Below are 25,863 nucleotides of genomic sequence, written 5' to 3'. Positions count from 1 at the left end.
AGCGCTAACACCTTGTACATGGACATGGCAAAATTTGCCATGAGCCTGCTACATCATCACCACGTCAAACTGCTCTTGATTATACATGATTTCAGTTTGCACTTTAATTTGTTTACCAATGAAAACCTCGAGTTCGGCAAGGTTGTGATACTCATCATTAAGCAAGGACTCACTGACTGACGATGAGGTATAGACAATAAATTTATCGGCATCATAGGCACGGTTGACGCGCACAATCTCGCGTAATATTTCAAAACAAACGGTTTCTACGGTTTTGACATAACCTCGGCCATGACATACGGCGCATTCATCACAGAGGATATGCTCAAGGCTTTCACGGGTGCGTTTACGAGTCATTTCCACTAAACCTAGCGCAGAAAACCCCGATAAACTGTATTTAACATTATCGCGGGCCATTGCAGCATCTAAGCTGTGTAATACACGACGTTGATGGTCTTTATTACTCATATCGATAAAATCGACAATAATAATGCCACCTAGGTTACGCAGCCTGAGTTGTCGGGCAATCGCTTGTGTTGCTTCTATGTTGGTATTAAAAATGGTTTCTTCTAAGTTTCTGTGCCCAACAAAGGCCCCGGTATTGATGTCTATGGTAGTCATCGCCTCAGTTTGATCTATGATCAAGCTGCCGCCAGACTTCAGCTCAATTTTACGATGCAGCGCGCGCTGTATTTCATTTTCCACATCAAATAAATCAAAAATGGGCCGTTCACCAGGATAATACTCCAGCACTGGCGCTAAATTGGGGACAAATTCACTGGTAAATTCCACCAGCTGTTCATAAGTTAATTTTGAGTCAATTCGTATGCGCTCAAGTGAAATTCCGACAAAGTCACGCAGTACCCGAAATGCTAACGATAAATCTTGATAGATAGGATCTTTGGTTTGTCTTCGCGCTTTGCGCTCTAGCACTTTTGCCCAAACGCGGCGTAAAAACTCGGCATCATGTTGCAGCTCTTCAATGCCGGCACCTTCTGCCGCCGTGCGGACAATAAAGCCGTGCTCTTCGCCACAATAGGGCGTAACAATAGATTTTAGCCGATTACGCTCTTGTGGGTCTTCTATGCGTTGTGAAATACCCGCGTGATTGGCATCTGGCATTAACACCAAATAACGTGCTGCTATGGTAATGTCGGTTGTCAGCCTTGCGCCTTTGGTCCCCATTGGGTCTTTGACCACTTGCACAACAATATATTGTCCTTCATGCACTAAATTGCGAATATCCGGTACTTGATCACCGGTATTTTCTTCATTTAAGATCAGTCGCGAGTTGATATCTGATGCGTGTAAAAATGCGGCTTTGCCCAAGTTGATATCAACAAACGCGGCTTGCATCCCCGGTAAAACTCGAATAATTTTACCCAAATAAATATTACCAACTAACCCGCGCCGAGCCTCGCGCTCTACATGCACTTCTTGCAACGAACCATTTTCAATTAAAGCAACCCGAGTTTCACTCGGGGTAACATTGATCAGTAACTCACCGCTCATATCGACTCCTGTTTAATCCATTGTCATTGATGATGTTACACCAAATGCCGTTAATAAGCGGGCGGTTTCATAAAGCGGTAAGCCTACTACCGCTGAGTAACTGCCCTGTATTTGAGTTACAAACTGACCGCCAATGCCTTGAATGCCATAAGCACCTGCTTTATCTTGTGGTTCGCCCGTTTGCCAATAACGCGTTATTTCTTGCTCACTTAGCGGTTTAAAGTCTACTGCTGTTTTCACTAAAACCACTTCACTTTGCTGATCTTTGACCGCAGCAATCGCCGTGATCACCTGATGAGTGTTGCCCGACAGCATAGTTAACATACGCTGACAATCAACAAAAGAGTCGGGTTTACCTAAAATATGTTCGGCAAACACAACACTGGTATCTGAGCCAAGCACAACCGTATTTACAGGGCTTTGTTTGGCAACGGCTTGAGCTTTGGCGAGCGCAAGGCGCGCAACATAAGGCTCAGGGCATTCGCCCGCCAGCACGCTTTCATCTATATCGGCTGGCATGCAAGTAAAGTTATAGCCAAGCTGCTGTAGTAGCGCTTTTCGGCGTGGCGATTGTGACGCCAATATCAAAGTATGAGACATATTAGCTTATGCGAAAATTTCGTCTTATTTTTCGTAACAGTAAGAAAGCCCATGGCCACAAGATAATCGTGGTAAACACTGGGTATAAATAGCTAGGGAGAAAGACCGCATCGGTTAAAAAGCGTTGTAACCAAAATACAATCAAGTGATACAAGGCAGAGAGTACGCCTACAATCAGCGCTTGTTGCCAGACTGAAAAGTTGCGTATTTTCTGGTAATTACCAGCGACAATATACACGGCAACCGCCATCGCACCAGCATGCACCCCTAAGGTTGAGCCAAGCAGCACATCAAGGATAAAACCTAGCACACCGGCTGAAATCACATTCACACGCGCCGGCAAAGCTAAGCACCAGTATAAAAGTACCACTAAAACCCAGTCAGGGCGAAAGGCGTCAACACTCAAAGGCAACGGCATAATGCTGGCCATTAACGCCACTAAAAAGGTTAACAAAATAATTAAACGACTAGTCATTCATTAACCGCCTTGTTATCAAGTTTGGCAGTTGCTGGGGCACGCTCTTGCTCTGGCCATAGCAATAACACATACCGTAAACGGTCAATTTTCGCCACAGGTTGGCTTTGTATTTGTGAAAATGCTCGCGATTCATCTTGGCGCACAACACTGACTTTCGCCACGGGATAGCCTTCGGGAAACTTTCCGCCTAAGCCAGAGCTAACCAGGGTATCACCGACGCGTATATCCGTGCTATGCGGCACATGGTTATGGGTTAAGGTGTCAATCACACCAACCCCACTGGCAATTAGCCTAACGCCATTTCGGCTAATTCGTACCGGTACCGCATGTGTGACATCTGTGATCAATAACACACGACTACTGGTGGTGCCAACATGTAAGATTTGTCCAACAATGCCCTCATCGTCGATCACCGCTTGACCTTCATATACACCGTCATTGGCGCCACGATTGATCACCACTTGATGGGTATAAGGGTCACTGTCTACCGCCAAAATTTCTGCCACCATTTTTTTCGCATCGGCGCGTAACGGTGATGCCAATAAGGCTCTTAACCTGTCATTTTCACGTTTAATGATGGCTAATTGCAGTGCTTGTTCATGAAAAGTAAGTTCATTGATTTTATATTGCTCATTATCGGCGATCAGTTGTCGACGAGTTACCATATTTTCCGCCGCCCAGTTCATTAATTGTTTGGGCGCGGTCGCTAAATATTGTAATGGGCTCACCATAGACTGAAGAAAGCCTCGCGCTGACTCGAAGCTATTCATTTTATGGTCAAAAAATATTAACAATGCAGAACAAAACAGCACCAAAATTAATCGGTGCTGTGGAGAAGGGCCATGCTTAAATATCGGATTCATTGCCTGAGCTAGCCGTTATTCGTATGAAAACAGATCGCCACCGTGCATATCAATCATTTCAATGGCTTTGCCGCCACCGCGCGCTACACAAGTTAGCGGGTCGTCAGCAACTACGACAGGAATACCGGTTTCTTCCATCAGTAAACGGTCTAAGTCTTTGAGTAACGCGCCACCACCCGTTAAGATCATGCCACGCTCAGAAATATCGGCTGCCAACTCCGGCGGTGATTGTTCAAGTGCCACCATAATAGCACTGACAATACCTGTTAACGGCTCTTGTAATGCTTCTAAAATCTCATTGCTGTTTAAGGTAAAGCTTCGTGGGACACCTTCTGCTAAATTACGGCCGCGTACTTCAATTTCAACCAACTCTTCACCAGGGTATGCTGAGCCGATTTCATGCTTAATGCGTTCTGCGGTTGCTTCACCAATTAAACTGCCAAAATTGCGACGAACATAGTTAATAATGGCGTCATCAAATTTATCGCCACCAATACGCACTGAAGACGAGTAAACCACACCATTTAAAGAAATAATGCCAACTTCCGTGGTACCCCCCCCAATATCAACCACCATTGAACCGGTTGCTTCAGATACTGGCATGCCAGCGCCAATCGCCGCAGCCATGGGCTCATCAATTAAATAAACTTCACGCGCACCTGCACCCAATGCCGATTCACGAATGGCACGACGCTCAACTTGTGTTGAACCACAAGGGACACACACCAGTACTCTTGGGCTAGGGCGCAAAAAGTTGTTACTGTGCACTTGCTTAATAAAATACTGCAGCATTTTTTCGGTCACAAAAAAGTTGGCTATAACGCCATCTTTCATGGGTCGGATCGCTTCAATATTACCAGGTGTTCTCCCTAACATTTGTTTCGCTGCAGTACCGACGGCGGCAACACTTTTTGATCCGCCAGATCTGTCTTGTCGAATGGCAACAACTGATGGCTCGTTTAACACTATGCCTTGGTCTTTGACATAAATCAGGGTATTTGCTGTTCCTAAATCAATGGATAAATCATTAGAAAACATGCCGCGTAATTTCTTAAACATAGGGTAGAAATGTCCTTTAAACATCAGCTAGGCAACAAGGTGCCAGAATTTTAGGGTCTAAATTTGCGAGCTTGAACTTAGCTGACAAATGCACTCAGGTTTTATTAACACGCTATCATACCGTAGACTTTGGCAATTGTGTTGCTTCTTTGGTAAAAAAATTAACAAAAATTGCCATTCTTTTTCGTAATTAAGCCAAGCTCAGGTGTACAGCGCGCTATCATTTTATAGCTAACGCTTGCTCAGCAAAAAATCTATTTAATTACTGACTTCGCGCCATGAAATAATACGATCATTTCCACGGTAAACGCCAAAATTTAGCAGGGCACTTGGGTTGTCATCGTAATAGTTGCCATCACTATTGTTATCTATGGTATCCCACTTAAACTTTAACCAACTCGGCACTTCATATTCCCATTCGAGCAGCCCTTGTTTTCCAGGCGCACTAAACAACAAGCGATTTTGAATGCCGGCCTTAAAAGTACCCGCGACGCTTGCTTGTGTATCGCCCACTTGTATAGCGTCACTATTAATATCAATTAACCGATACTCCCAAAGATTCATATTGCCCGAGTATTTTGCCCCTGATTTTTTTGCCCCCATTTGCGGCGTTAAACAGCTTTCTTGGTCATGAACCGTAAAGTTCGTGCCATCAAAAACCTCAATCGCGGCTTGGGCACGTAACTGCGCATTTTCTGAGCCATAAGAGTTCGCTAACACCATACGGCCAAAATGTATTTTAACGCCTTCGGTGACCAACTTTTCAGTGGCCTCTGGCAAGACAAGGCTAGTTACAGCATCGGCTTGTAAACTAATGCCATCTTGGTCAGTAATTTGTTTGGTTAAAAATGGAATATTTGCAGCAAACGGGGCTAATAAAGCCGTGTCATCATGGACATAGCTAAAATGATCGTCGGCGTCAAACGTATATAGCCACTCGCCTGCTAACAAGCTATTATCTGCTGCTCGACTCTCGCTTAAGCTGCCTGTGGACATGGTCGCGGTTAACGCAACAAAGTCACCGGCGACATTACCGACTTGTAATTGCACATCATCATGGCTTGGCAAGGTAATTTCCACACCACTGGCCTGCAACTTCATAAAGCCCTCTGGCTCACCTAAGGTATAATTTTTCGTGATTTGACCTTGTGTGTTATATGAGGTTATGGTGATTTTCGGCTCAAGACTATAGCTAATGGCACCTTTGCCACCGGTTGTAAGCTGTCCACTATAAGCCCAATCAGCTATGGCACAACTGGCCACCGCGCTATGGTATGCATCTAGTCGCCCTTGGTGTTCGGCCTTTACCGTTTGCTTAAAGTACGCAGGGGTAAAGCGGCCTATGGTTAAATCTGCTGCCGACACTAGCCCCTTGTTAGCTCCCAAACCACCATAATTGATATCTTGTACATCAACTTGTATTACCCCGACCTCATTATACTGAGCCTGGCCATAGCTTGACTTGCCTTTTTCAGCAGCACTAAAGCTACTTAAACTGACATCTTGAAAAGCCGCCGCCGTTGACGTGGTTAGCGTTTGACCGCTAGCAAAGTTAAATTGGCCATCAATGGCATTACCTAACGGCGCGACACGCGCAACTTTTAACTGTAATTGACCATCACTTTGACGATAGTTTTGCGTTATGTCGCCATGAGCATTCACAGCGCTGACGCTAAAGTTAAAGTCTGCTCCAGCTTTATGGGTAACCGCACTTAACGCATTACTGCCAGTTAAGTCACCACTCGCATTGCTTGCTTGCATGATAAAACGCTCCGGTTTGACCCAGAAGTCATTCGAGCTACCGACAAGATTAATATTAGCATTGGCATATTTGGCGTGTAAGCGAATTTGCCCCGCATCTAAATAGCTTATATTCGGGATCACTGCCGTGCTGTCTTGGGAAAACGTCAAATTGATATTGTCGGTAAATGCCGGATATTTTGCGATATTAGTACCACTTGCTTGCAGTGCTAAGCCAGCATTATAGGCGAGGTTAGGACTGACATTCTGCTGTGCTAAACTGACCGAAACACTCCCCGCAAATATACCTTCACAAACGCCATTATTATTTTTCACCGCCTGCAATTTAACAACCTCAGCAAATACCTTACCGGCGCTTTGATGATCGATAGTTTCACTGTTGTTATCCCCATAAAGAAACCTAAAACCGGCATCGGTAAATGTCATATCACAGCTTGCACCCGCGCCTGTGCATTTTATTGGATGGGTTGCGGTAATTGTCGCGCCGTTAATGGATAAAGAGACCAGTTCAGCGGTACTATGATTAAAGCTAACATTGGTACTGCCGGTAAATGTTGGCGATGCTTTAATGACATTCCCTGCGGTAGCACTGCTGAGCGTGAAGTCTAAGCTAACAGGTTCCGTGCTTAGGGTGGAGCAGCTACTATTTGTACACGCTTTTATGGTAATAGGCTCAGCCGCACAAGTTAGGCCATTACCATCATGCACTATTTCATAATGATGAATGGCAGGCTCTGCACATGCATGGCGCTTGTTGTAGATGTCGTTTACTTCACTTGCGCTAAGCGCACCATCATAGATATGCACTTCATCTATAAAGCCTGCAAAAAATCGTGATGCTATACCTTGATCTTGTCCTATTTGTAAAGGGTCATCATTTAAGATTAACTCACCGGTAAAATTTCTCGTGCCTTTAGCCACGCCATTAACATAAATAACTTGTCGACCATTTTCATAGGTTATGGCAATGTGATACCAGTTGCCGGCGGTGATATTTGCGCCTGAGGTTGAAAACGAATGTGTTTGCCACCACCAATGTATTTCACCAGACTGCAGTAGGTGAAATTCGTAGTTTTCATCTTTTGAAATGATGGTTTTCAGTCCGGAACTTGGTAAAGCGGTTGGATTTATCCAAACACTGACCGACAGTGCCTTGGGTAAATCTAACAGAAAGTTATTGGCACCGGTATCGGGCACTTCAATATAATCATCAACACCATCAAAGCTACCATAACGGCAAGTCCCAGGATTGCCGGTTAAGGCTGGAGTTGTATTGGCGGTAACAGCACTCAATGCTTGACCGTTAAAGCGACCGGTCTCATCAATAACTTCGCCTTGGCTACCTTGCCATAAAACTGACTCCATGGAGTATTGTGCAACTAAGGCACTGGGACAGGAAATTTGTTCGCCATTGAGCCCTAGCCCATTGTTTTGATAATTATAAATTTGGTTTATTTTATCTTGGTCAATAACCCCGTCAAAAATCACTAATTCATCGAGTAAGCCATTAAATGCTTGCGAGGCATCAAATCGATTGCCGACACTATCTTGCTCTTGCCCAAGTATCAGGCTTTGTATGTCCAATAGGTTTGTTGCTTGATTCAAGCACCCTTGCGCTACGGTATCAATAAACAAGCAGCTTTGATTATTACCCTGAGTCCACACTAAGTGACGCCAAGTGTCTCCGGCAATAGTAGTAATGGGTAGCGTACCATTTTGACTATTTTGTAGAAAAGGCCGGAACTTAGTGTGACTAGTAAACCACATAATAAGCTCGTTATGACTGCCAGCGCTTGCACCAGAGACTATGCTCTGCGCATCCGTTTTAGCGGTTTTTGCCCACAATGAAATACTAAATTCCGATTGATTATCTAACGCCCCTGCATCTAAGATGACATAATCTTTTGTGCCACTTGCAGTTAAGTCTAATGCTCGACACACTTTACCTGGCGCAGTTTGTGCATTTTTGGCCTGACCATGATATGTGCCTATGCTATCAAGCACTTCATTAGCAACATCTGCATAAGATAATTCATCAAACTTAAAATTTGCGATTGCCATGGCGCAAGAGGTTATTGCTCGCGCGCTACCATCATAATTGTTGCCACTATTTTGCTGCGCATAAATCGAAGATATTTCGGCCGCACTGAGCTCACCACTAAACACCATAAACTCATCTAAGGGTGCGCGAAATCCCTGTGGGTTAGCACTGGCTACATCATCAAATGACGTGCCGATAAATTTTAAGGTACCAGATGGCGCTAAATTAATGGTTTCGATAAAACCACCATTTATGTATAAGCTTGTGGTATTGTTGCTGTAAACCAACACCATATGGTGCCAATCGTTATTGAGGTTATTAAAGCTGTAATTACCGTTGCGCACTGTTGACGAGCTACCTTCATAAACGCCCCAACGCCAATCATTATTACGATCTAAGTACAGTAGGTCGCCACCATTTTCCATGGCACCTAAAATAAAATATCGATTACCGTTCGTATCAGTCGGTTTTTTAAACCAAGTCGATACGCTATAACTGGCGGGTAGTGGAATACGCGTTTGCACATGCTGTTGTCCGTTACTGATATTTAACGCTTTAACAATTTTGGCATTGGTTGATGTGTTGACATTATTATGGCTGCTGCCAGAGTAATTACCTGACTGATCAATCACCTCGCTTGCTGCGCCAGTATAGGCACATTCGTCAAACTGAAAATTTGCTAATATGCTTGCCGGATCACTACGGGTATGGGTTATTGTCACCCTAAAATAATCCGTGCCAATTTGGTTAGACTTTTTTCCGCTCGTTTTATCTTCGGACACTAGGTAGACAATAATTTCATTATTATTGCCGACATAATTGGCTAAATTACTGGTTAATGAATGACTTAAACTTACTTCTGCGCTTGAGCTAGCAGATGTTGCTAATTCATAACGATTGCGATCAAAATTCCAAATATACAGGCGCGCGCCATCAGTGCGCCCATTGTTAGCATTTACCGCACGGCCATTCCAAAAAATCTCTATCTCTTGGAGCTTACTGGCATTCTCATCGATGTGTACTTGAAAGCGTAATGCTGGATAGCTGTTATTACGTTTGTTATTTAGCCGATGAAAAGTATTATCGTTTGCTGCAATATCACTATAGTCTGCTGTTGAAAATAGGTTTGATGGCGTGTTATTCGTCGTGGCTAACTGTGTGCCACTAATACCGTAATAGGCAAATATGTCATGGCCTGGCGAGCGATTAGCAAAGTCATAATCTGTGCTACTGGTAGCAGCACTCACCAATAGAGGCATTAACAGAAATATCAGAAAAACGAAACGCATCATAGCTGATTGACCCACCTTGGATAGAAATAGTGCCACGCTAAAGCTTCATACTGAGTTTATTCGAAAACATAAAACACTAATAACAGCAACTAGCAAGCTATAAAGGTAACGTTAAGCAATTAAATAAGCAATAAAAAACCCCGCGTTTAGCGAGGTTTGTTCAGGCACTGGCTGTGGTTATCTATTAGCACGACGCCTAGTTATTTGACGCTGCGCTACCATGGCGAATAAGCCTAACGCTAAGATAAAAACGCTGCTTGGCTCGGGTACCGTTGTGGGTAAGTTGGCAGGGGTTGCACGCACATAAAAGGTTTCATAATAATCAAACGCTAAGGTGTCGGTGCGCTTAATACCAAATTTGAAATCAAAATCACCTTCATCAACATGGGTAAAATGCGAGTTCCAATAGGCTGCCGAGTGAATAATAGAGCCGTCAGCTCGTTTAAATAAATCAATTGTTAGCTGTGCAAATAAGGCTTCTAACTCACTGCCTTGAATAAACATCCAGCCAGCATGGGCTGTTGGATCTTGAAATTCATTTTTAACATATTCATTGTTGCTTGGGTTAACCCCTTCAAAAAAGGTAGAGTTAACAGGCGATGCCCATGTCCAATCATAATTTTGATAAGTGATATAAGTATCTTCACTAAGATCTGTGGTGATGTAACCGGCGACGGTAAACTTAGACACCAACAATAATGTGATAACAACAAATTTAAAAGCAATTCTATTCATTATAATGCCTCAACTAATGAAGAAACAGCAGCAATACAGCTAATACCAAGTTAATGCAACTTTAATGCCGAAACAAAAAAATCATTACTAATCAATAATCTTTAGACTTCAATGTTATTACGTTTTAGCTCAGTGTAAAAATATCTGACACTGAACCGGTTTTCATTGTTAACTGGCCGTAAGTCGCAACTTATCAATGGCGCTATAAACTGCGCGCTTCCACCGCTAAGGTTCTTGCGGTCACTTCACCATCAAGTACACACTCGCCAGTACTCGTAATATTATAATAACGAATATTATCATGTACAAAGTCGCTACAACTGACACTTACTCGACATTGTGCCAAGCCTTGAGTTTGTGAAAAATTCGGCGTGGCAGCGTCAATACTTGCTTGTGCTTTACAAGCTAGTGCGTCACTGCTTAGCGGGAAAACTTCAGAAAGTTGCCATTGCAAGCCGCTTTGCGCCGCAGCATAAGCACGCGTGCCCAATACTTCGTAAGCCAAGCCTTCTTGACTGGAATCGAGCATGTTAACTAAAGCCGCGCCGAGCACAGATAACACCACAATAATAAAAATCGCAATAACTAAGGCACTGCCGGATTGTTTTGATGAAGTATAACTCATCACCTGTGTGTCATTGGATTTACTGACAATTAACGCGCTATTACGGAACATTTTGCACCTGTATTTCATTCGCAAAAACAATTTCTTCTAGATTGCGTGCAAACTTAAGTTGCACCAATGCCAAAGCATTGCGCTGCAAGGTGGCAGGAAACGTTTGAAATGGCGTTAGGTTACCGGCAGCGGAGTAATTATCAAGGTACTCAGCCATCAATACTTTAGTGGCACTAGCACCAGGCACGCCGCTGGCGGCATAATCGCCATCATTATAGTCTTGATAGCGATAAATTGCTTGATTTTCAATACAGTAACTAACAGGCCCTGCAACTAAGTATAAGCGTTGAGTGGGCGACTCGGCGTTAAATAACACTGCACTAGCAAAGTTAATTTGCGACGGTGTTGATTTGCTGCCAGAGTTATTTACGCTCGAAAACGCCTCAACTACCCCAGCCGCTTTATTGTAAATATCAGCACTGTTGAGGGCATAAACCACAGCATATTGGGTGCTCGCCAACAAAGGCGCATCTAACATCACCACCTCAAGGCTATTGCTTGCTGGCTCTGGCGCTACTGGCAGTTCAAGGTAAATAACGCTGCGGTCTATAGGCACAAACTCTAGGCATTGCTCGTTATCACCTATAGTACGAATGCTATTTGGTAACGCTTGACGGACTTCTCTATTTAAACGTTCAATAACAAACCTAGCACTGGCAATTAAGGCTTCTCTATCACTCGCGTCGCTATAGCTTTGGGTGCCAAAACGCAAAAAGGTGGAAATGCTGCCTGATAACACCCCTAAAATAACGATAACTGTGACTAGCTCTACCAGTGTAAAACCTTGCTGACGTTTCGCTAAAAACTGCATTAGAAATTCGCCCGATATACGGAAAAAACAAAATCAAAATCTTGTGGTGTGGTGACAGTCACCGTGATCAATTTAGCGGTATAATTATTATCGCTTCCGTCACTTACGCCATCATAGTTGCTATCGTTAACCACTTGTACGTTAATTTGGTAGCCAAGATAAATATTGGCAAGTCCATCGCCTAACGAGTTTGCAATTACAGTTAAGCCATTGTAATCATCTACATCATCAAATAACGCTCGATCACCGGCTTCTTCATTGCTCAGCACTTGAGAGCATGGTGACTCGCCAGCTGCAGCAGTGATGACACCGTCACGATTCACGTCTTCGCCACAACGCACTAAGCTACCTGACATATCTGAATTTTCATCAAACGCTTTACCCAATATTTCATTTATCATTGACTGGGCTAACTCTGCCGCTTTGATTTGGTGTACCTGCTCAGCACTTTGATTAGCTAACGGGTAGATTAAGCGGGTGAATATTGCAAAGGCGATGGCTAACACCACAATACCGACAATGGTTTCGATTAAGGTAAAGCCTTGCACTTGATGGCGGCTAAATTTCGCTGTTTTTACACTGACAATGAAGTTAGAGCGCATGGATATAGCCCTCTGATTCAATTTTTATCTGCAAAGTTTGTTCGCCATTAACGCTAATAATACAAGTACCACAGGAGGGTCGGCCCATACTATCAAAGGTGAAGCTGTTACCTGCAATGTTGCTGCTTAGGGTGACGTTATCGCTGGCCGTAATAACCAACCCTGTGGCACTTGGTTGCCATGCCAAGCTAAAACTAGGATTATTATCACAATCATCGGGAGCCCCTAGCTGTGAGGCGGTGATCAACACACGGTGACAATAAGCGGTGTTGGTTTGTTGCATAGCTTTAGTTTGAATTAAGCGTAATTTCGCAATAATATCACTTTGATAACCATACTCAGCAAAGCCTTTGGCAGAGAAAAATTTTGGCGCAACTGAAACGGCTAAAATACCTAAAATGATAATAACCACCACAAGTTCAACTAATGTAAAGCCTTGTTGTTTATGCAATGCCTTCATATGATCGCCGCCTACTCAAACTCGCTACTTTACCTTGCTCGCATCAAATGCATTCATTTAAGGTAAAGGTGGGTAATTCACCTGCCGCACTTGGTTTTTCGTAATAAACCAAACATGGATCGGTTATTCTTATTGGTGCGGCTGTATCATTTCGATAGATCGCCACAACCCTGCCCGTCGTGCCACCTAAGGCACGATAACTAAAGGTATTAGCATCCACACTAATTAAGCGTTGCCACTCACTAATATTCGCTAACGGGTAGCCATAGCTAACAAATAACTCACCATTACCGCCAACACCCTGGCCATCACCGATATTAACTGAGCTATTTTGCAACTTGTGGTTGCCTTTAACGATAGATTTACTGTGCACCATAGCCGCCGCACCTTGCATGGTAGCCATCACGCCCTGTAAGGTTGCCGTTTGTGATTCGGCCTTTAAATTAATAAATTTTGGTGCCGCGGTGGCGGCCAAAATCCCCAGAATGACAATAACAACAATCAACTCTATTAAAGTAAATCCCTTTGAATGCATACCTACTACCTTTAATTTACAACCGTACCCGATAAGCTTTATCTAGAAAAACATTGTACATGGCTATTAACCGTTTTGCTAAATGCTTACACTCGACATTCCTATTTGCCGTATATTTAACAACTTACGCTCACGCATGAGTGCTCATCCATGGGCTAAGCTAAGCTAAAAAAGGAGAGCTGAGCTCTCCTTTTTTATACGATAAGATTATTGCTAACTTAACAGCCAGAGACATCTAACGCTACCGCTGCTGGTGTAACGATATTACCCGCTTTAGTGGCATCCGAGAAGGTAGCTTTACAATTATCTGGCGTGCTGCCTTGGCTGTGCTCAAAATCGCCCGTTGCCGAGTCATAAGTGATATCCGAGCCGCTTTCTAGCTCAATTAATTTATCAATACCCCAGCCTTTGCCTGTTGTGCCATCGGGTGTACCCGCACCGGCTCTTGTTGGGTAACCATAAACTACTGCGTAATACTCACCATTAACAAGAACTTCACCTGTGGCACCGGTTTGGTTGCTGACAATTGCTTTAGCGTGCACTAGGTTAATTGCACTATTTACACTGCCTTGAACACCTTGTACCACTGAGGCTTTGGCGTCACCCGTTAAATCAATAAATTTAGGCGCAGCAGTGGCCGCTAAAATACCTAAAATAACAATAACAACCACTAACTCGATGAGAGTGAAACCTTTTTGTGTTTGTAAATTTTTACTCGCTAACTTCTTCATAACGTAACCTTTTATTTAAATATTTAAAATATTAATTATTATTAATGTAAACCACAACCGCACTGTTCGCCGGTTGGTAAGTGAAGCTATTACCGGTAGCCGTTGACACGCCGGGATCGGTAAAGTTGTTGTTGCCATCTTTATTTAGTGTTTCTTTTAAATAGAAGTGACATAAAGTCGTTGCCCCTGTGCCTGACTTAGAAGCAAAGTAATCCATTGAATTATCATTGTTAAGCGTAGCGATAGCATTGGTAACACGCGGCGGCTGCTGAAAAATGTTTTGCCAAATATCAACACAGTTAGCCGAAGTAAAGCCGCCACCTAAAGTAGCACCTGTATTCTGACCTGCAACAGAAGAAACCACATAGCCTGGGCGCACATCAGTTGCTTCTGTGGTAAGTACTAACTCAGTACCATCGTAATTGACTATGTTTCTATTGGTTGTATCTTTTGGCCGGCCTTCAGCTTCCCATTGTGAACGCGCTAATGAAATAGCAGTAGCGAAGCCGCCCGCCATACCTTCGATATTGGCTTGTTTGGCTTGATCAGTTAAATCAAGAAACTTAGGGATTGCCGTTACCGCCAAAAACCCTAAAATTACCACAACAATCACCAACTCTATTAGGGTGAAACCTGACTGTTTTCTCATAACAACCTCTTAACAAAAATTACTAATTTGATTCTAACAACGAATTACTAACAAAGTCACTTACTTAGTTTAAATTTTGTGAAATGATAGCACAACAATAGCTAGCTTAATTGTTTGCAAGCAAAATGCTTTTATTGATAACTGACTTTCACGCTACTCACTTTGCCATTGTATTGTGAGTAGGTAAAATATTCTCCACTTGGCAAACTGTATTGGCAGTATGCGGCACTGTCATTGTTTTGCTCAACCCATACCGCGCCTATAGGTTGCTTCATATATTGCAACGGTGTCGCCATAACATGTTGCCAGATGGCTTGACACGACAATGGGCTGTCTCCAGCATCAACCCAGCCTTTTTTGTTGACCGGTATTTTCACTTTTTCGGCGCCCGATACTTGGTCTTTTGGGCTTAAGGTATAAACAAAGCGTGGTTGATTATCCATAAACCATTGCCCTCGAATGGCGTTAACCCGGGCGGAGAAAACTTGGCTAATTGTCGAAAAACCGGCGCGGGAAAGCTGTTCTTGGTGTTTAAAAAAATAAGAAATAAAACTCGCCATAAGCAAAGCAACCAGCAACACCACAAGTATAATTTCCGCTAACGAACGCTCTTTTTTTTCTGCAGCTTGCAATGAGCTCATGTCTATTCACCGCCACCGATAATTTATTTACCCTGGAATGCTGACATCATATCCCACATCGGGCTAAAAATACCTAAGGCTAATACCAATACCATGGCCGCAACTATTGCGATCATTATAGGCTCAATACGCGCCGTTAAGGTACTTAATTCATAATCAACTTCACGCTCGTAGTAATCACCTACTTCTTCAAGTAGCTCATCAACACGCCCAGTTTCCTCACCAACGGCAATCATTTGCAAAACCAACGGGGTAAATAACGTACTATTCACACCAGCTCGCAGCAAGCTTTCACCACTTTCTATACCACTGCGCATGGCAATTATTTTTTCACGCATATAAGTGTTATCAACCGCATCTGCCACTAAGGTTAAGCCCGTGGTCATAGGCACGCCAGCGCGTAATATAATGGCAAAACTGTGGGCAAAACGTGACAATATTGAACGCTCAATAACCCCACCAACCACAACCAGCTTTAACTTGCGTTTATCCCATAAATACATGCCACTTGGCGTTTTTAAATAATGACGCAGCGACACTATGCTAACGATACTAACGATTAGCATGTAAGGCCAATAATTGAGAAAGAAATTAGAGCTGGCAATTAGCATGGTGGTAGCCCACGGCAAATCTGCGCCTAATTTACTGAACATATTCGCAAAAGTTGGGATGACAAAAATATTTAAAATAATGAGCGCGGCAACTATGGCGATTAAAACAAAACTTGGGTAACGTAAAGCAGTTTTAATGCGCTTACGAGTTTCTTGCTCTCGCTCAAAATAAACCGCTAACTTAGCAAACGCGTCGTCAAGCTTACCGGTATTTTCCCCGACATGAACTAAAGAAACAAACAAAGGTGAAAACAGTTTTGGATGCTGATGCAAGGCGGTAGATAATGGAAAACCGCCCTCGAGCTGGCTGGAAATTTCAGCCAACGCCGATTTAAGTTTCACCGATGTACTCGACTCAGCCATGCCATTAATCGCTCGTAATATAGGTACCCCGGATTTTACTAAAGCGTACATTTGACGACAAAATACAATTAAGTCGTCAAGCGTTACCTGTTCAAGCCCTAATAAATCCTTGATATTAATATCTTGGCTAGTGCTTGCTGTTGCAGCATTGTTGCTGGTTTCTATCGAAATAGGAGTAATGCGTCGTCGAGCTAATTGCTCGGCAACTTGCTCACTATTCGCTGCTTCGATTACGCCCTTTACTTGCGTACCGCTAGCATCACGTCCAATATAATCAAATGCAGGCATAAAGGTACTTCTTATCCAACAACATCAACAGTTTCCACCAAGCGCAGCACTTCTTCTATGCTCGTAATCCCTTGCCGAGCATAGTCATAGGCAGCAAGTGCTAGTGGTCTAAATTCTGGATGTTGCTTCGCGGCTTGGGTAAACCCTTCGGTATCATCGCGCTTTAACGCCGCCATCATGGCCTCATCCATTTCTAATAATTCAAAGACACCAATACGCCCTTTATAGCCTGTATATTGGCATGTTTGGCATCCTCGCCCTTGGCTAAAGGTAAGTTCGCTAACATCTTCTCCAACCAAATTCGTTAGCCACATTAACTCTTGTGCGCTAGGCTGATGATTTTGTCGGCAATTTTCACAGACTTTTCTGACTAATCGTTGGGCTATGATCGCGCGCAGTGAGCTGCCCACTAAAAATCCTGCGGCCCCCATATCAAGGAGTCTTAACGCACTGGTTATCGCGTCATTGGTATGTAAGGTTGATAATACTAAGTGACCGGTTAATGCGCCCCGCAAACCAATTTCAACGGTTTCTTGGTCACGCATCTCACCCACCATGATAATATCAGGATCTTGTCGTAAAGCGGTGCGTAATACGCTAGAAAATGTCAGGTCGATTTTGCTGTTAATTTGCACCTGATTAATGCGTGGTAAACGATACTCTACCGGGTCTTCAACGGTAATGATTTTTTTACTGGCTTGGTTCATTTCGCTTAACGCCGCATATAAGGTAGTGGTTTTACCACTACCCGTTGGTCCAGTAACTAAAACCATGCCATGTGGGCGCGATATTTGATGCCGTATACGTTGCACAAAATGCTCCGGCATACCGGTTTCGTCCAAGGATAATAAGCCTGCTGACTGGTCAAGCAAACGCATTACCACAGACTCCCCATACTGCACTGGCATGGTAGACATACGCACATCAATACTGTGGCCGTTAATTTGTAAATTAAAACGCCCGTCTTGCGGCAAGCGCTTTTCAGAAATATCTAAGCCCGCCATTAGCTTTAACCGCAACACCATCGCCGATGCGATTTTACTTTCTTTTAGTACGTTCTCTTGTAAGACACCGTCGATACGTTGACGAATTCGCAATAAATGCTCGTCCGGTTCGATATGAACATCGGATGCCCGCATTTGTACGGCATCTTCAAATACCGATTGTAATAATTTACCAACGGTGGCATCGCCACCTTCTTCCATAAAGGTACTGGATAAATCAAAATCATTGCCTTGGTGATATTCTTCTTCTAATTGACTCGCGAACGATTCTATATCGGCAGTGCGTCGATATAAGCCATCAAAAGCATCGAATAATTGCGACTCCATCACCACAGCAAGTTTTAATTGCTTTGGCGCTAGCATTTGCTCAAGTTGGTCTAGTCCACTCAAATCTGCAGGGTCGCTCATGCCGATCAAAACGGAATCACCTTGATCCTCGATAATCAGCGCGCGTAAGCGCCTTGCATGCACCTCAGGTAACAACAAAGCAACCTCTGCAGGAATGCGTCGTTGACTAATATCTAAAAAAGGCACACCAAGTTGTTGCGCTAAAAACTCCAGTAATTGCCGCTCACCGATATAGCCCAACTCAATTAAGGCATCACCTAGTTTTCTACCTGTGGATTTTTGGCTACTTAATGCTTGCATCAGTTGCTCATTGCTAATGATGTGTTCATGAACCAATAAATCGCCCAAACGCATTTTTAATTTTGGTGCTGCCATCTTATTCTCCTAACTCAACCAAACGCTGACGCGCAAACTGCGTCGCGCTTGCGGATAAATTTTCCAGCGCAATTGCTTGCTGATAGGCTGTTTTTGCCGAAGCAAACTGACCTAAACTATCCATAGAAACTGCCATACCTAACCACCAACGTCCTTGACTTGGCTGCAAGTTGGTTAACTTACCGTAGGCGGTAATTGCCTGTTGATGCTCATTTAAATCTGCGGCGATATTCGCAAGCAAGGCTTGTAATTCTGCGCGACTACTGCTTTGCACGGCAGTTAATAATGTATAGGCTTGCCTAGGCTGGCCGCGTTCATAATAAATTCGTGCCGCCATAAAGCGCATTTCTTCTGCTGGTGGCGCTAATGCAATGCCTTGTGATAACAGATTAACCGCATCTTGATAGCGTTTTTTACCATACCAAAGTGCCGCGAGTTGCTTGCGTGCACCTTCATGCGCTGGTGTCAGTAATAACACCTCTTCAAACAAGGATTCTGCTCTACTTAACTCGTTACTTTCAATGGCCTGTTCTGCTGCCGTGACTTTACGTTTGGCTAGCGCTTGCGGTGATAATTGTTTGCGCGAAATGGTTAACTTTGCTTCAGGCGCTGGCTTTGCCGTTGCAGGTGCTTGCTCTGGGTCATTAATACGCGGCGTTACGGTCTGGGTCTTTGCCAAACTTTGGCTTGCGGGCTGTGTAGCAATTTTGCGCTCACCTTCTCGCGTAACGGGTGACTCGACATCGTCTGACTCTGTCTCTGTTATTTGCTTATTAGTCCTTGCAGTATTTGCAGTATCGTTTGCAAGTTCTGGTGTTTTAACAGCGACTTGTTTCTCTACAGCGCTAGCTTTGCTGTTTAGTGCTTGCGGACTCAGGCTTGATGTCTCAGTCGGCTGTACTTTGTTTGCTGGCGTTTGCGCTATCTCAGCTGCCACCATAGACGGCGCTAAGGTTTTGGCTTTTAATTGTTGGTTTTCACGATAGAGTTGCCAAGTATAGACTGCCACTAGGCTTAGTAGCACAATAACAATAACGACCATAACCCACCCAGAAGCAGTGCTTCGCTTAACAGGGGCAACCAGGGTGTTTTGCTCGTTCGATTGCTGCTCGTGTTGCCGCTTATCTAAATCTTTCAGCATTTGATTAATGACGCTCATAACATGCCCCTTGTTTCACGCCAAAAAACGTAAGCACCAAGCAGTATGACAACCGTAATAAAGCTAAGTAGGTAATGCCAATGTCTGACGGTTCTTTGCAGGCCTTCGGTATCATCTATAGCGCTGGCTAAATGTTTTTTTGTCAATTGATAACGCCCTTCGCCATAACTCAACATTAACATTTTATGACAAATAATATTCACCAGCCTAGGTATACCTTGACTGACCTTGGCGATTTTTTTAATAACACCAGGATTAAACAAATTGCCACCTTTATAGCCTGCTACACTCAGTCTGTGCTGTATGTAGTGCTCAACTTCAAGCGCATTCATCGCGCGTAGTCGATAAGAAAATGTAATACGCTGTTTTAGTTGACGAAATGCCTGCTCAGCCAACCTTTCGTCGAGTTCAGGTTGTGCAAATAATACCACTTGTAATAACTTGCGCGTTTCTGTTTCTAAATTAGTAAATAGACGTAAAGCTTCTAAACTTTCTGCAGGCAGGGCTTGAGCTTCGTCCAGTATTAACACCACCGAATGGCCTTGATTATGCAGCTCGAGTAAACGCTGCTGAATACGTTGTGTGAGCAGCTGCAACGACATACGTTGTGCCTGTTTTACGCCTAACTCAACTGCCACCGCCCGCCGTAATTCATCTGGTTTTAAATAAGGGTTAGGAATATAAGCCGTAACAAAGTGGTCGGGTATTTCATTCAATAGTTTTCGACACATTAAGGTTTTACCCGTACCAACTTCTCCCACCACCTTGATAAAACCTTCTCCTGTTTTTAGCGCGGTCAGTAGCACTGCTAAAGCCTCATTATGCGGCTCGAGTGCCAAATAAAAGTTAGTATTTGGCGTTAAGGTAAAGGGCAACTCCCGTAAACCAAAATGGTACAAATACATTAGCGGCTCACTTAATTGCCACCGGTACTAGCGCTATCGTCCTCTGGAAACCACTGTTTCAATAACGCGCGTGCATCTTGCAATTGATTTTTCCATGTATCTTGGCCAATCACGATCGGTTTTAATAAAATGACCAGCTCTTTCTTTTGTACCGACTCACTTTTACTTTTAAATAACGCGCCCATCAAAGGTACATCACCTAAAAATGGCGTTTTAGATTCGATGTTAACTTTGCGTGTTTCGATTAAGCCACCTATAACCACTATTTCGCCAGATTTAGCACGAATAATAGTGTCAGACTCTCGAACACTACTTTGTGCCAATGGCAAAACAATATCTTCATTATTTAAGCGGATTGTTTTCGTTTGCTCATCGGTTATCGTCACTGAGGGGTGAATATGTAAAATAACTTCACCATTGACGTCTATTTGTGGTGTGACATCAAGCGCAATACCGGAGAAGAATGGCGTTAAGTCTATCTCTGGCGTGGTCGTGGTTGAGGTACCTGTCGTGGTGGTACTGGAGACATCAGTCACAAAATACTCATCTTCACCCACTTTAATGATGGCTTTTTGATTATTCGTTGCTGTGATCCTTGGGCTTGACAGTACTTGCACATTACCTTGGGTCGATAATAAATCGATAACGCCACTAAAGTCTTTATTCAAGAAACTTAGGCTGGTTGTGCCACCTATCACTGAAGAAATAGCGTTGCCAGCTATATTGCCTGAGGTCGAAAAGCCTATGTCAGTACTTTCAATATGACCCAGCACTTGATCCCATTTCACCCCTTGCTGGTAGTCGTCATTTAGTGTGACTTCCATGATCTTAGCTTCTATGATCACTTGTCGGCGTAAATGCTCTTGTGTATTGGTAATAAAGCGTCGCACCGCAGCGATTTCTGCTGGTAGGGCTTTCACTGTGACTAATCCTGCTTGTGGCGACACTATGACAGAGCGACCAGCTTCATCGCCGACTAATACGGTTAATGTCTCTTTTAACTCTTTCCAAAAATCAGATTCATTTTCGGTATAAATGTTAATACCACTGCTGCCTTGCTGGTTGCTATTATTACCTTGTCGACTACCTTGTTGATTGTTGCCGCTATTGCGATTACCACCTGAATTGCCGTTATTAGGGTCATTTTCTGAGACGCCACCCGAGTTAATACTGGTACTAGAAACACCTTTGCGTTTAACAAATAAGTAATCTAATGGGATTGTTTCAGTACGAATGCCCGCAGGATAAACTTGAATAATGCGGCCTTGGCGTCGAATATCATAGCCATAAAGCGACTCAACGACTTCAAGCGCCTCATCTAATGTCACATCTTTTAAATTTAAACTAATTTCTCCGCTGACGTCTGGGTGAATAGCAATACTATATGCAGAGCCGTCAACAATGGCGGCAAAAAACTGCTCGGCAGCAACACCGCTGGCGGCAATTTCGAGGCGTTTTTCCGCTAGTAAACCTTGACGTGCTTGTTGCACTTTCGCTTTCATTAGCTCTTGACGCACTGAGTTTGGTACCGCAGTTAGTGGTTTAGGTGCCGCAGGCTGACTCGCTTGTGCAATGGCTTGGTCTAATGCTTGGTTAACGTCCGTTGGTGGCTTTGGCGCCGATTGACAGCCGACAAGGGCTAGCATTGCAGAGTAACAAAACCATTGCATGTGCTGCTTATTTTTTTTAAATATTTTTTTCATGGTCAGTTCGCTATAACACCGGAAAATAATGATAATTCCTTTCTACCTTGTGGTGTATCTAACACCACCCCTGTTGAATTTATACTAATTAACTCAAAGTCTCTGTAGCTATCACCTAGCTTAAGTACCTGGCCATTTATAATGGCTTTGCTACTCGCTTCACTTTGAATAATAGATTGTAAAATTAATGTCGGGCTACTTTCCCCGCCTTGAGATTCTGCCACAATACCAAAGGGCCTTGTTGGGTCAAGTTGTTGACCACTGACCGAAAGCGGGAGCAATAGCAGCAATAAAACGCAATTGACTTTATACACCGATAAACTCCTGTGCTGTGCTTAAACTATAAATTTCTACTTCTAATTCACTGATTGGATAATTTTTGAGCTGATAATCAAATTCTTGCCAAAAAAACTTCCACGATAAGTTTTCAAGTTGTGCTAAATAATCGCGTAACTGAAAGTACTGCCCTTGCAATTTAATTTTTATCCCATGACGATACAGGCGCAGCTGCTGCTCTGGTGCTAATGCATTGTCGTCTGGCGCTGTATTTGTCACGACTTCTGTGTCACGGTTACTGACGTTATTTTCAGTGATCGGCCGCGCAGGTAACACTTCAAATGACAATAACTTAACACCCTTTTGTAACTTTAACAGCTTGATCAGGGCATAACGCATTTCTATCGGATCAATTAAATCAGAGGTTAAAGTCAATAATTGCTGATCTATGTCGGCAAGTTTCGCCTGATATTGCGCCAACTCTTGTTGCAGCGCAGTGTTTGGGTCATCAAGCAAGGCTTGTTGTAATAACTCAATAGAACTTTCATTATTAGCATTGCTTTGCTGGGTTTGCGTGACTTGTTGCTGTAATTTGCCGACTTGCTGAAGTTTTGTGTCTAAAAATACACTAAAGCCGATAAATAGGATCGCCACGACGCCTGTTGCAATAATTAAATACTGCTCACGAGCGCTTAGCGCAGAGAATTTTTCACTGTAAGTTTGCCACTGCGACATCAACTACTCTCCCTGTCTTGCGGAACTTACCACAAATTCCGTTAATTTGCGTTCATTTTCAGTTAATGAAAAACTGAGAAAACGCTGGCCAGATAAAAATGTCGATGATTCAAACCCGGACAACCAGTTTGGAACCGCATCAGGAGTACGCGCTATGCCCGAGAAGGTCATGCTACCCGGTCCGATATTGACCTTTTCCAAGCTAATATTTTTATTATGTAATGCCGCCAACTCTGCCATAGCACTGGAAAAACCTGCACTGTATGTTTGTTTAGGGTCAATGCTGCTTATTGGCGATCACGAGCTTAATCACATTTAACTGCGACAATAGTGCTGCATCTGTGCGATTTTCAGCAATCACTGCTTCTAGGTTTTGCAACTGTAACTGCTGACGACTATTGAGTGATTGCGCTACTTGTAACTCAGTGCTGGCGGTAGTTACTTGCCACTGTACCCACAAGATGAGCACTAGCATCAACGCCAACACCGCCCCCCACAAACCCACCACGCGGTTTAGCGTCCATAATGCTTTTGCAGGTAATAAGTCAGGCTGTAATAAGTTGATTGAATATTTAGCCATTATCATCTGGCTCCATAAAGTTTAACTGTGTTGCGCCAATTGCGGCTGCGCTTGCGCGATAGTCTTCTAAGCCATTTGGCATGGCAAATAAGGCAACATCTACATTGGTATTTTCTGCTAACTTACGCGCTAAAAACGCTTCATGCTTTAACGGCACTAAAACTTGAATCGCTTGAATTGGTGCTTGTTTTAACTGTCGCTCAAAGTAATCACTTGAACGTTGAATTTCTAAACTTAGCGCGTCTGTCACACCCATAGCTAGCTCATCTTCGCTTTTATTAGCAATTTGCGCAAAACCCCGTAACCGGCGACTAAAGAATAGTTGACCATTTTTAACGATTAACAAATTGACTTCTTCGTCGGGCTGTTGGCAAACCAATAGCACAGCTTCTGGCTGTACAGGCAGTAAGCTGGCAAACGCAAACTCTTCGGTGGTTATGCTAGCCACCTGCAAACTATCGTCTGTTAATGTGCTCACTAACTCAACCAAATCATTTTTCGCCACACAAACCACATTCACTTTTTCGTGGCCACCCGATAAAATCGGCCCATCAAAATAATCGAGCACCATATTGTCTGGAGCTATAGTCACTAAATCTTTGATTTGCCACTTTAATGCGGCGTTAACTTCTGCCTTTGGTACCTTGGGTTTATCGACTTGTACGATTTGCGAATGGGCATTAGATAGCACTAAATGACACTGTCCCGATAGAGGCGTACTTGCCAGTAGCTGTGTTAATACGCTACTGATAGGTTGTGCGTTAGCGGCAATGGTTTGGCATGAGTTCTGCTCGGAACCTTTGACAAAATAACTCACTGACTGCTGTCGTAACGCAACACCAATTAAATCCGCGGACTTGGCGCGTGAAAAAACATTTTTAATACGTGTAATAATTGACATAAAGTGAGATTATTATTTTTATTTAGCGACCACGGTATAGTCATTATCGCTGATTCAATTTTCGGTGCAAGTGTTTTAATTGCTTCATTTTATTTAGTGCAAACTGAGACGTAAAAATCATGTCAGCTGTATCGACTTTACAAACCATTAACCATTCAGTATTTAGCCAGCATAAGCTATCGGTAGCGGTGAAACGCGACGATCAAATTCATCGTATCATTTCGGGTAACAAGTGGCGAAAGCTGAAATACAACCTACAGCATGCTAAAGCCATCAAGGCCAAAGGCATTATCACTTTTGGTGGCTGCTTTTCCAATCACATTCATGCCTGCGCTTTTGCTTGTCAACAGCAAGGGCTGCCAGCTATCGGCATCATTCGCGGCGAAGCACAAAATCAAAATAACTACACCTTAGCCTGGGCTCAGCACTGGGGCATGCAACTGCATTTTGTTGATCGAAAAACCTACCGACAGCGGAATGATGATGGCTATTTGGCGCAATTACAACAGCAATATCCAGAGCATGTGATTATTCCAGAAGGTGGCAGCAACAGCTTAGCGTTAACTGGCATGGCTGAAGTTATTGACGAGCTTAATCAACAAACCACCTTTGATACACTTTTGACACCGGTTGGCAGCGGTGGCACGCTCGCCGGCTTAATCTTAGGTGATAAGAACCAACACCAACTCATTGGCATAGCGGTATTGAAGCAGCAAGCTTACCTAGCAGCACAAGTTGATGCCTTATTGCCAGCGCACGCGAAGCCGTTTGATAATTGGCAGCTTATGGCGCAGTATCACCGAGGCGGTTACGCTAAATTTAGCCAGCAAGATGCTCAGCGACTACACAACTTTAATGTTGAAACTGGCATAACGTTTGAGCCCATCTATTCAGGAAAAATGGTATTAGCTTTGTTAGATCTTATCGAGCAAGGTTATTTTTCCGCGCATCAGCGCATCGTTTTATTACACACGGGTGGCTTACAAGGCTTGGCTGGGCTGTATGCCCGCGGTTTATTGTCTTCACAGCAGTGGCCATCACTGCCCATTGCCCCTATTAATGAAAAACATCAGTTCTAGACCGGAGTCAGCCATGGGGTTTTATATCTATGCCCTAACACTGACATTAGGGCATAAAAAAACCTGAACTCATTGCTGAACTCAGGTTTT

Annotated in this window: 26 protein-coding genes; 1 reads left to right on the top strand and 25 read right to left on the bottom strand. The window is 43.5% G+C overall.

The window, feature by feature from the left end; genetic code table 11:
• Nucleotides 1-48 precede the first annotated feature (48 nt).
• The 25 genes from rng to B6K83_RS08100 form a co-directional block, all read right to left on the bottom strand.
• Nucleotides 49-1,512: a ribonuclease G gene (rng, locus tag B6K83_RS08220; RefSeq protein ID WP_085284443.1), complete on the bottom strand. Its 1,464-nt coding sequence runs from the start codon at nt 1,510-1,512 to the stop codon at nt 49-51.
• A 12-nt stretch (nt 1,513-1,524) separates the two neighbouring features.
• Nucleotides 1,525-2,112: a Maf family protein gene (locus tag B6K83_RS08215; RefSeq protein ID WP_085284442.1), complete on the bottom strand. Its 588-nt coding sequence runs from the start codon at nt 2,110-2,112 to the stop codon at nt 1,525-1,527.
• Nucleotide 2,113: 1 nt separating this feature from the next.
• Nucleotides 2,114-2,587 (bottom strand): rod shape-determining protein MreD, encoded by a 474-nt coding sequence (gene mreD, locus B6K83_RS08210; protein ID WP_085284441.1) that lies wholly within the window; start codon nt 2,585-2,587, stop codon nt 2,114-2,116.
• Nucleotides 2,584-3,453 (bottom strand): rod shape-determining protein MreC, encoded by an 870-nt coding sequence (gene mreC, locus B6K83_RS08205; protein ID WP_085284440.1) that lies wholly within the window; start codon nt 3,451-3,453, stop codon nt 2,584-2,586. Before mreC ends, mreD begins: the two co-directional genes overlap by 4 nt.
• A gap of 15 nt (nt 3,454-3,468) precedes the next feature.
• Nucleotides 3,469-4,512, bottom strand: a complete 1,044-nt coding sequence (locus tag B6K83_RS08200; protein ID WP_085284439.1) for a rod shape-determining protein — start codon at nt 4,510-4,512, stop codon at nt 3,469-3,471.
• Between the two features lie 258 nt (nt 4,513-4,770).
• Complete coding sequence (locus tag B6K83_RS08195; RefSeq protein ID WP_085284438.1) at nt 4,771-9,606, bottom strand: LamG domain-containing protein; 4,836 nt, start codon at nt 9,604-9,606, stop codon at nt 4,771-4,773.
• A gap of 177 nt (nt 9,607-9,783) precedes the next feature.
• Complete coding sequence (locus B6K83_RS08190; RefSeq protein ID WP_085284437.1) at nt 9,784-10,341, bottom strand: PEP-CTERM sorting domain-containing protein; 558 nt, start codon at nt 10,339-10,341, stop codon at nt 9,784-9,786.
• Between the two features lie 202 nt (nt 10,342-10,543).
• Nucleotides 10,544-11,017, bottom strand: a complete 474-nt coding sequence (locus tag B6K83_RS08185) for a PilX N-terminal domain-containing pilus assembly protein (protein ID WP_085284436.1) — start codon at nt 11,015-11,017, stop codon at nt 10,544-10,546.
• On the bottom strand, nt 11,007-11,828 hold the full coding sequence (locus B6K83_RS08180) for a PulJ/GspJ family protein (RefSeq protein ID WP_085284435.1): 822 nt from the start codon (nt 11,826-11,828) through the stop codon (nt 11,007-11,009). Before B6K83_RS08180 ends, B6K83_RS08185 begins: the two co-directional genes overlap by 11 nt.
• Nucleotides 11,828-12,430 (bottom strand): prepilin-type N-terminal cleavage/methylation domain-containing protein, encoded by a 603-nt coding sequence (locus tag B6K83_RS08175; RefSeq protein WP_085284434.1) that lies wholly within the window; start codon nt 12,428-12,430, stop codon nt 11,828-11,830. The genes B6K83_RS08180 and B6K83_RS08175 overlap by 1 nt, the downstream gene beginning before the upstream one ends.
• Nucleotides 12,420-12,890 carry a type II secretion system protein gene (locus B6K83_RS18645; RefSeq protein WP_085284433.1) on the bottom strand — a complete coding sequence of 157 codons (471 nt, stop codon included), beginning with the start codon at nt 12,888-12,890 and terminating at the stop codon, nt 12,420-12,422. The genes B6K83_RS08175 and B6K83_RS18645 overlap by 11 nt, the downstream gene beginning before the upstream one ends.
• A 43-nt stretch (nt 12,891-12,933) precedes the next feature.
• Nucleotides 12,934-13,425, bottom strand: coding sequence for a type II secretion system protein (locus B6K83_RS08165; RefSeq protein ID WP_085284432.1), 492 nt, complete (start codon nt 13,423-13,425; stop codon nt 12,934-12,936).
• Between the two features lie 218 nt (nt 13,426-13,643).
• Entirely contained in the window at nt 13,644-14,156 is a 513-nt protein-coding gene (locus B6K83_RS18640) for a pilus assembly FimT family protein (RefSeq protein ID WP_085284431.1), read from the bottom strand.
• Nucleotides 14,157-14,187: 31 nt separating this feature from the next.
• Nucleotides 14,188-14,805: a type II secretion system protein gene (locus tag B6K83_RS18635; RefSeq protein WP_085284430.1), complete on the bottom strand. Its 618-nt coding sequence runs from the start codon at nt 14,803-14,805 to the stop codon at nt 14,188-14,190.
• Nucleotides 14,806-14,936: 131 nt separating this feature from the next.
• The gene (locus tag B6K83_RS08150) at nt 14,937-15,446 is read right to left on the bottom strand and encodes a hypothetical protein (protein ID WP_085284429.1); all 510 of its coding nucleotides are present in this window, start codon (nt 15,444-15,446) and stop codon (nt 14,937-14,939) included.
• A 23-nt stretch (nt 15,447-15,469) separates the two neighbouring features.
• Nucleotides 15,470-16,708 carry a type II secretion system F family protein gene (locus tag B6K83_RS08145; RefSeq protein ID WP_085284428.1) on the bottom strand — a complete coding sequence of 413 codons (1,239 nt, stop codon included), beginning with the start codon at nt 16,706-16,708 and terminating at the stop codon, nt 15,470-15,472.
• 11 nt (nt 16,709-16,719) lie between these two features.
• Nucleotides 16,720-18,435 carry a GspE/PulE family protein gene (locus B6K83_RS08140; protein ID WP_085284427.1) on the bottom strand — a complete coding sequence of 572 codons (1,716 nt, stop codon included), beginning with the start codon at nt 18,433-18,435 and terminating at the stop codon, nt 16,720-16,722.
• 1 nt (nt 18,436) lies between these two features.
• Complete coding sequence (locus tag B6K83_RS08135; RefSeq protein ID WP_085284426.1) at nt 18,437-19,594, bottom strand: tetratricopeptide repeat protein; 1,158 nt, start codon at nt 19,592-19,594, stop codon at nt 18,437-18,439.
• Nucleotides 19,591-20,499 carry an ExeA family protein gene (locus B6K83_RS08130; RefSeq protein WP_085284425.1) on the bottom strand — a complete coding sequence of 303 codons (909 nt, stop codon included), beginning with the start codon at nt 20,497-20,499 and terminating at the stop codon, nt 19,591-19,593. The genes B6K83_RS08135 and B6K83_RS08130 overlap by 4 nt, the downstream gene beginning before the upstream one ends.
• Nucleotides 20,500-20,510: 11 nt before the next feature.
• Nucleotides 20,511-22,202 (bottom strand): pilus (MSHA type) biogenesis protein MshL, encoded by a 1,692-nt coding sequence (gene mshL, locus B6K83_RS08125; RefSeq protein WP_233143854.1) that lies wholly within the window; start codon nt 22,200-22,202, stop codon nt 20,511-20,513.
• Between the two features lie 2 nt (nt 22,203-22,204).
• A complete protein-coding gene (locus B6K83_RS08120; protein ID WP_085284424.1) occupies nt 22,205-22,516 on the bottom strand; it encodes a hypothetical protein in 312 nt (103 codons plus the stop codon).
• On the bottom strand, nt 22,509-23,213 hold the full coding sequence (locus tag B6K83_RS08115; protein WP_085284423.1) for a hypothetical protein: 705 nt from the start codon (nt 23,211-23,213) through the stop codon (nt 22,509-22,511). Before B6K83_RS08115 ends, B6K83_RS08120 begins: the two co-directional genes overlap by 8 nt.
• A gap of 3 nt (nt 23,214-23,216) precedes the next feature.
• Nucleotides 23,217-23,453, bottom strand: a complete 237-nt coding sequence (locus tag B6K83_RS08110) for a PilN domain-containing protein (protein WP_085284422.1) — start codon at nt 23,451-23,453, stop codon at nt 23,217-23,219.
• 37 nt (nt 23,454-23,490) lie between these two features.
• Nucleotides 23,491-23,793 (bottom strand): hypothetical protein, encoded by a 303-nt coding sequence (locus tag B6K83_RS08105; protein ID WP_085284421.1) that lies wholly within the window; start codon nt 23,791-23,793, stop codon nt 23,491-23,493.
• The gene (locus tag B6K83_RS08100) at nt 23,786-24,694 is read right to left on the bottom strand and encodes a hypothetical protein (protein ID WP_085284420.1); all 909 of its coding nucleotides are present in this window, start codon (nt 24,692-24,694) and stop codon (nt 23,786-23,788) included. Before B6K83_RS08100 ends, B6K83_RS08105 begins: the two co-directional genes overlap by 8 nt.
• Before the next feature lie 119 nt (nt 24,695-24,813).
• Between B6K83_RS08100 and B6K83_RS08095 the strand changes: the two genes are divergently transcribed.
• The gene (locus B6K83_RS08095) at nt 24,814-25,773 is read left to right on the top strand and encodes a 1-aminocyclopropane-1-carboxylate deaminase/D-cysteine desulfhydrase (protein WP_085284419.1); all 960 of its coding nucleotides are present in this window, start codon (nt 24,814-24,816) and stop codon (nt 25,771-25,773) included.
• The last annotated feature ends 90 nt before the right edge of the window (nt 25,774-25,863 follow it).

The organism is Colwellia chukchiensis (genome assembly GCF_002104455.1).
GTDB classification, from domain to species: Bacteria; Pseudomonadota; Gammaproteobacteria; order Enterobacterales; family Alteromonadaceae; genus Cognaticolwellia; species Cognaticolwellia chukchiensis.
This window is presented reverse-complemented; position numbering and strand designations above follow the sequence as displayed.

Bases quoted from the DNA above. Each gene is read 5' to 3' on its own strand.
- B6K83_RS08165 (WP_085284432.1), bottom strand. From the start codon at position 13,425: ATGCATTCAAAGGGATTTACTTTAATAGAGTTGATTGTTGTTATTGTC.
- B6K83_RS08135 (WP_085284426.1), bottom strand. From the start codon at position 19,594: ATGAGCGTCATTAATCAAATGCTGAAAGATTTAGATAAGCGGCAACAC.
- B6K83_RS08130 (WP_085284425.1), bottom strand. From the start codon at position 20,499: ATGTATTTGTACCATTTTGGTTTACGGGAGTTGCCCTTTACCTTAACG.
- B6K83_RS08200 (WP_085284439.1), bottom strand. From the start codon at position 4,512: ATGTTTAAGAAATTACGCGGCATGTTTTCTAATGATTTATCCATTGAT.
- B6K83_RS08175 (WP_085284434.1), bottom strand. From the start codon at position 12,430: ATGCGCTCTAACTTCATTGTCAGTGTAAAAACAGCGAAATTTAGCCGC.
- B6K83_RS08105 (WP_085284421.1), bottom strand. From the start codon at position 23,793: ATGGCTAAATATTCAATCAACTTATTACAGCCTGACTTATTACCTGCA.
- B6K83_RS18645 (WP_085284433.1), bottom strand. From the start codon at position 12,890: ATGAAGGCATTGCATAAACAACAAGGCTTTACATTAGTTGAACTTGTG.
- B6K83_RS08095 (WP_085284419.1), top strand. From the start codon at position 24,814: ATGTCAGCTGTATCGACTTTACAAACCATTAACCATTCAGTATTTAGC.
- B6K83_RS08185 (WP_085284436.1), bottom strand. From the start codon at position 11,017: ATGTTCCGTAATAGCGCGTTAATTGTCAGTAAATCCAATGACACACAG.
- B6K83_RS18635 (WP_085284430.1), bottom strand. From the start codon at position 14,805: ATGAGAAAACAGTCAGGTTTCACCCTAATAGAGTTGGTGATTGTTGTG.
- rng (WP_085284443.1), bottom strand. From the start codon at position 1,512: ATGAGCGGTGAGTTACTGATCAATGTTACCCCGAGTGAAACTCGGGTT.
- B6K83_RS18640 (WP_085284431.1), bottom strand. From the start codon at position 14,156: ATGAAGAAGTTAGCGAGTAAAAATTTACAAACACAAAAAGGTTTCACT.
- mreC (WP_085284440.1), bottom strand. From the start codon at position 3,453: ATGAATCCGATATTTAAGCATGGCCCTTCTCCACAGCACCGATTAATT.
- B6K83_RS08140 (WP_085284427.1), bottom strand. From the start codon at position 18,435: ATGGCAGCACCAAAATTAAAAATGCGTTTGGGCGATTTATTGGTTCAT.
- B6K83_RS08150 (WP_085284429.1), bottom strand. From the start codon at position 15,446: ATGAGCTCATTGCAAGCTGCAGAAAAAAAAGAGCGTTCGTTAGCGGAA.
- B6K83_RS08195 (WP_085284438.1), bottom strand. From the start codon at position 9,606: ATGATGCGTTTCGTTTTTCTGATATTTCTGTTAATGCCTCTATTGGTG.
- B6K83_RS08110 (WP_085284422.1), bottom strand. From the start codon at position 23,453: ATGGCAGAGTTGGCGGCATTACATAATAAAAATATTAGCTTGGAAAAG.
- B6K83_RS08190 (WP_085284437.1), bottom strand. From the start codon at position 10,341: ATGAATAGAATTGCTTTTAAATTTGTTGTTATCACATTATTGTTGGTG.
- B6K83_RS08100 (WP_085284420.1), bottom strand. From the start codon at position 24,694: ATGTCAATTATTACACGTATTAAAAATGTTTTTTCACGCGCCAAGTCC.
- B6K83_RS08115 (WP_085284423.1), bottom strand. From the start codon at position 23,213: ATGTCGCAGTGGCAAACTTACAGTGAAAAATTCTCTGCGCTAAGCGCT.
- B6K83_RS08215 (WP_085284442.1), bottom strand. From the start codon at position 2,112: ATGTCTCATACTTTGATATTGGCGTCACAATCGCCACGCCGAAAAGCG.
- B6K83_RS08180 (WP_085284435.1), bottom strand. From the start codon at position 11,828: ATGCAGTTTTTAGCGAAACGTCAGCAAGGTTTTACACTGGTAGAGCTA.
- mreD (WP_085284441.1), bottom strand. From the start codon at position 2,587: ATGACTAGTCGTTTAATTATTTTGTTAACCTTTTTAGTGGCGTTAATG.
- mshL (WP_233143854.1), bottom strand. From the start codon at position 22,202: ATGAAAAAAATATTTAAAAAAAATAAGCAGCACATGCAATGGTTTTGT.
- B6K83_RS08145 (WP_085284428.1), bottom strand. From the start codon at position 16,708: ATGCCTGCATTTGATTATATTGGACGTGATGCTAGCGGTACGCAAGTA.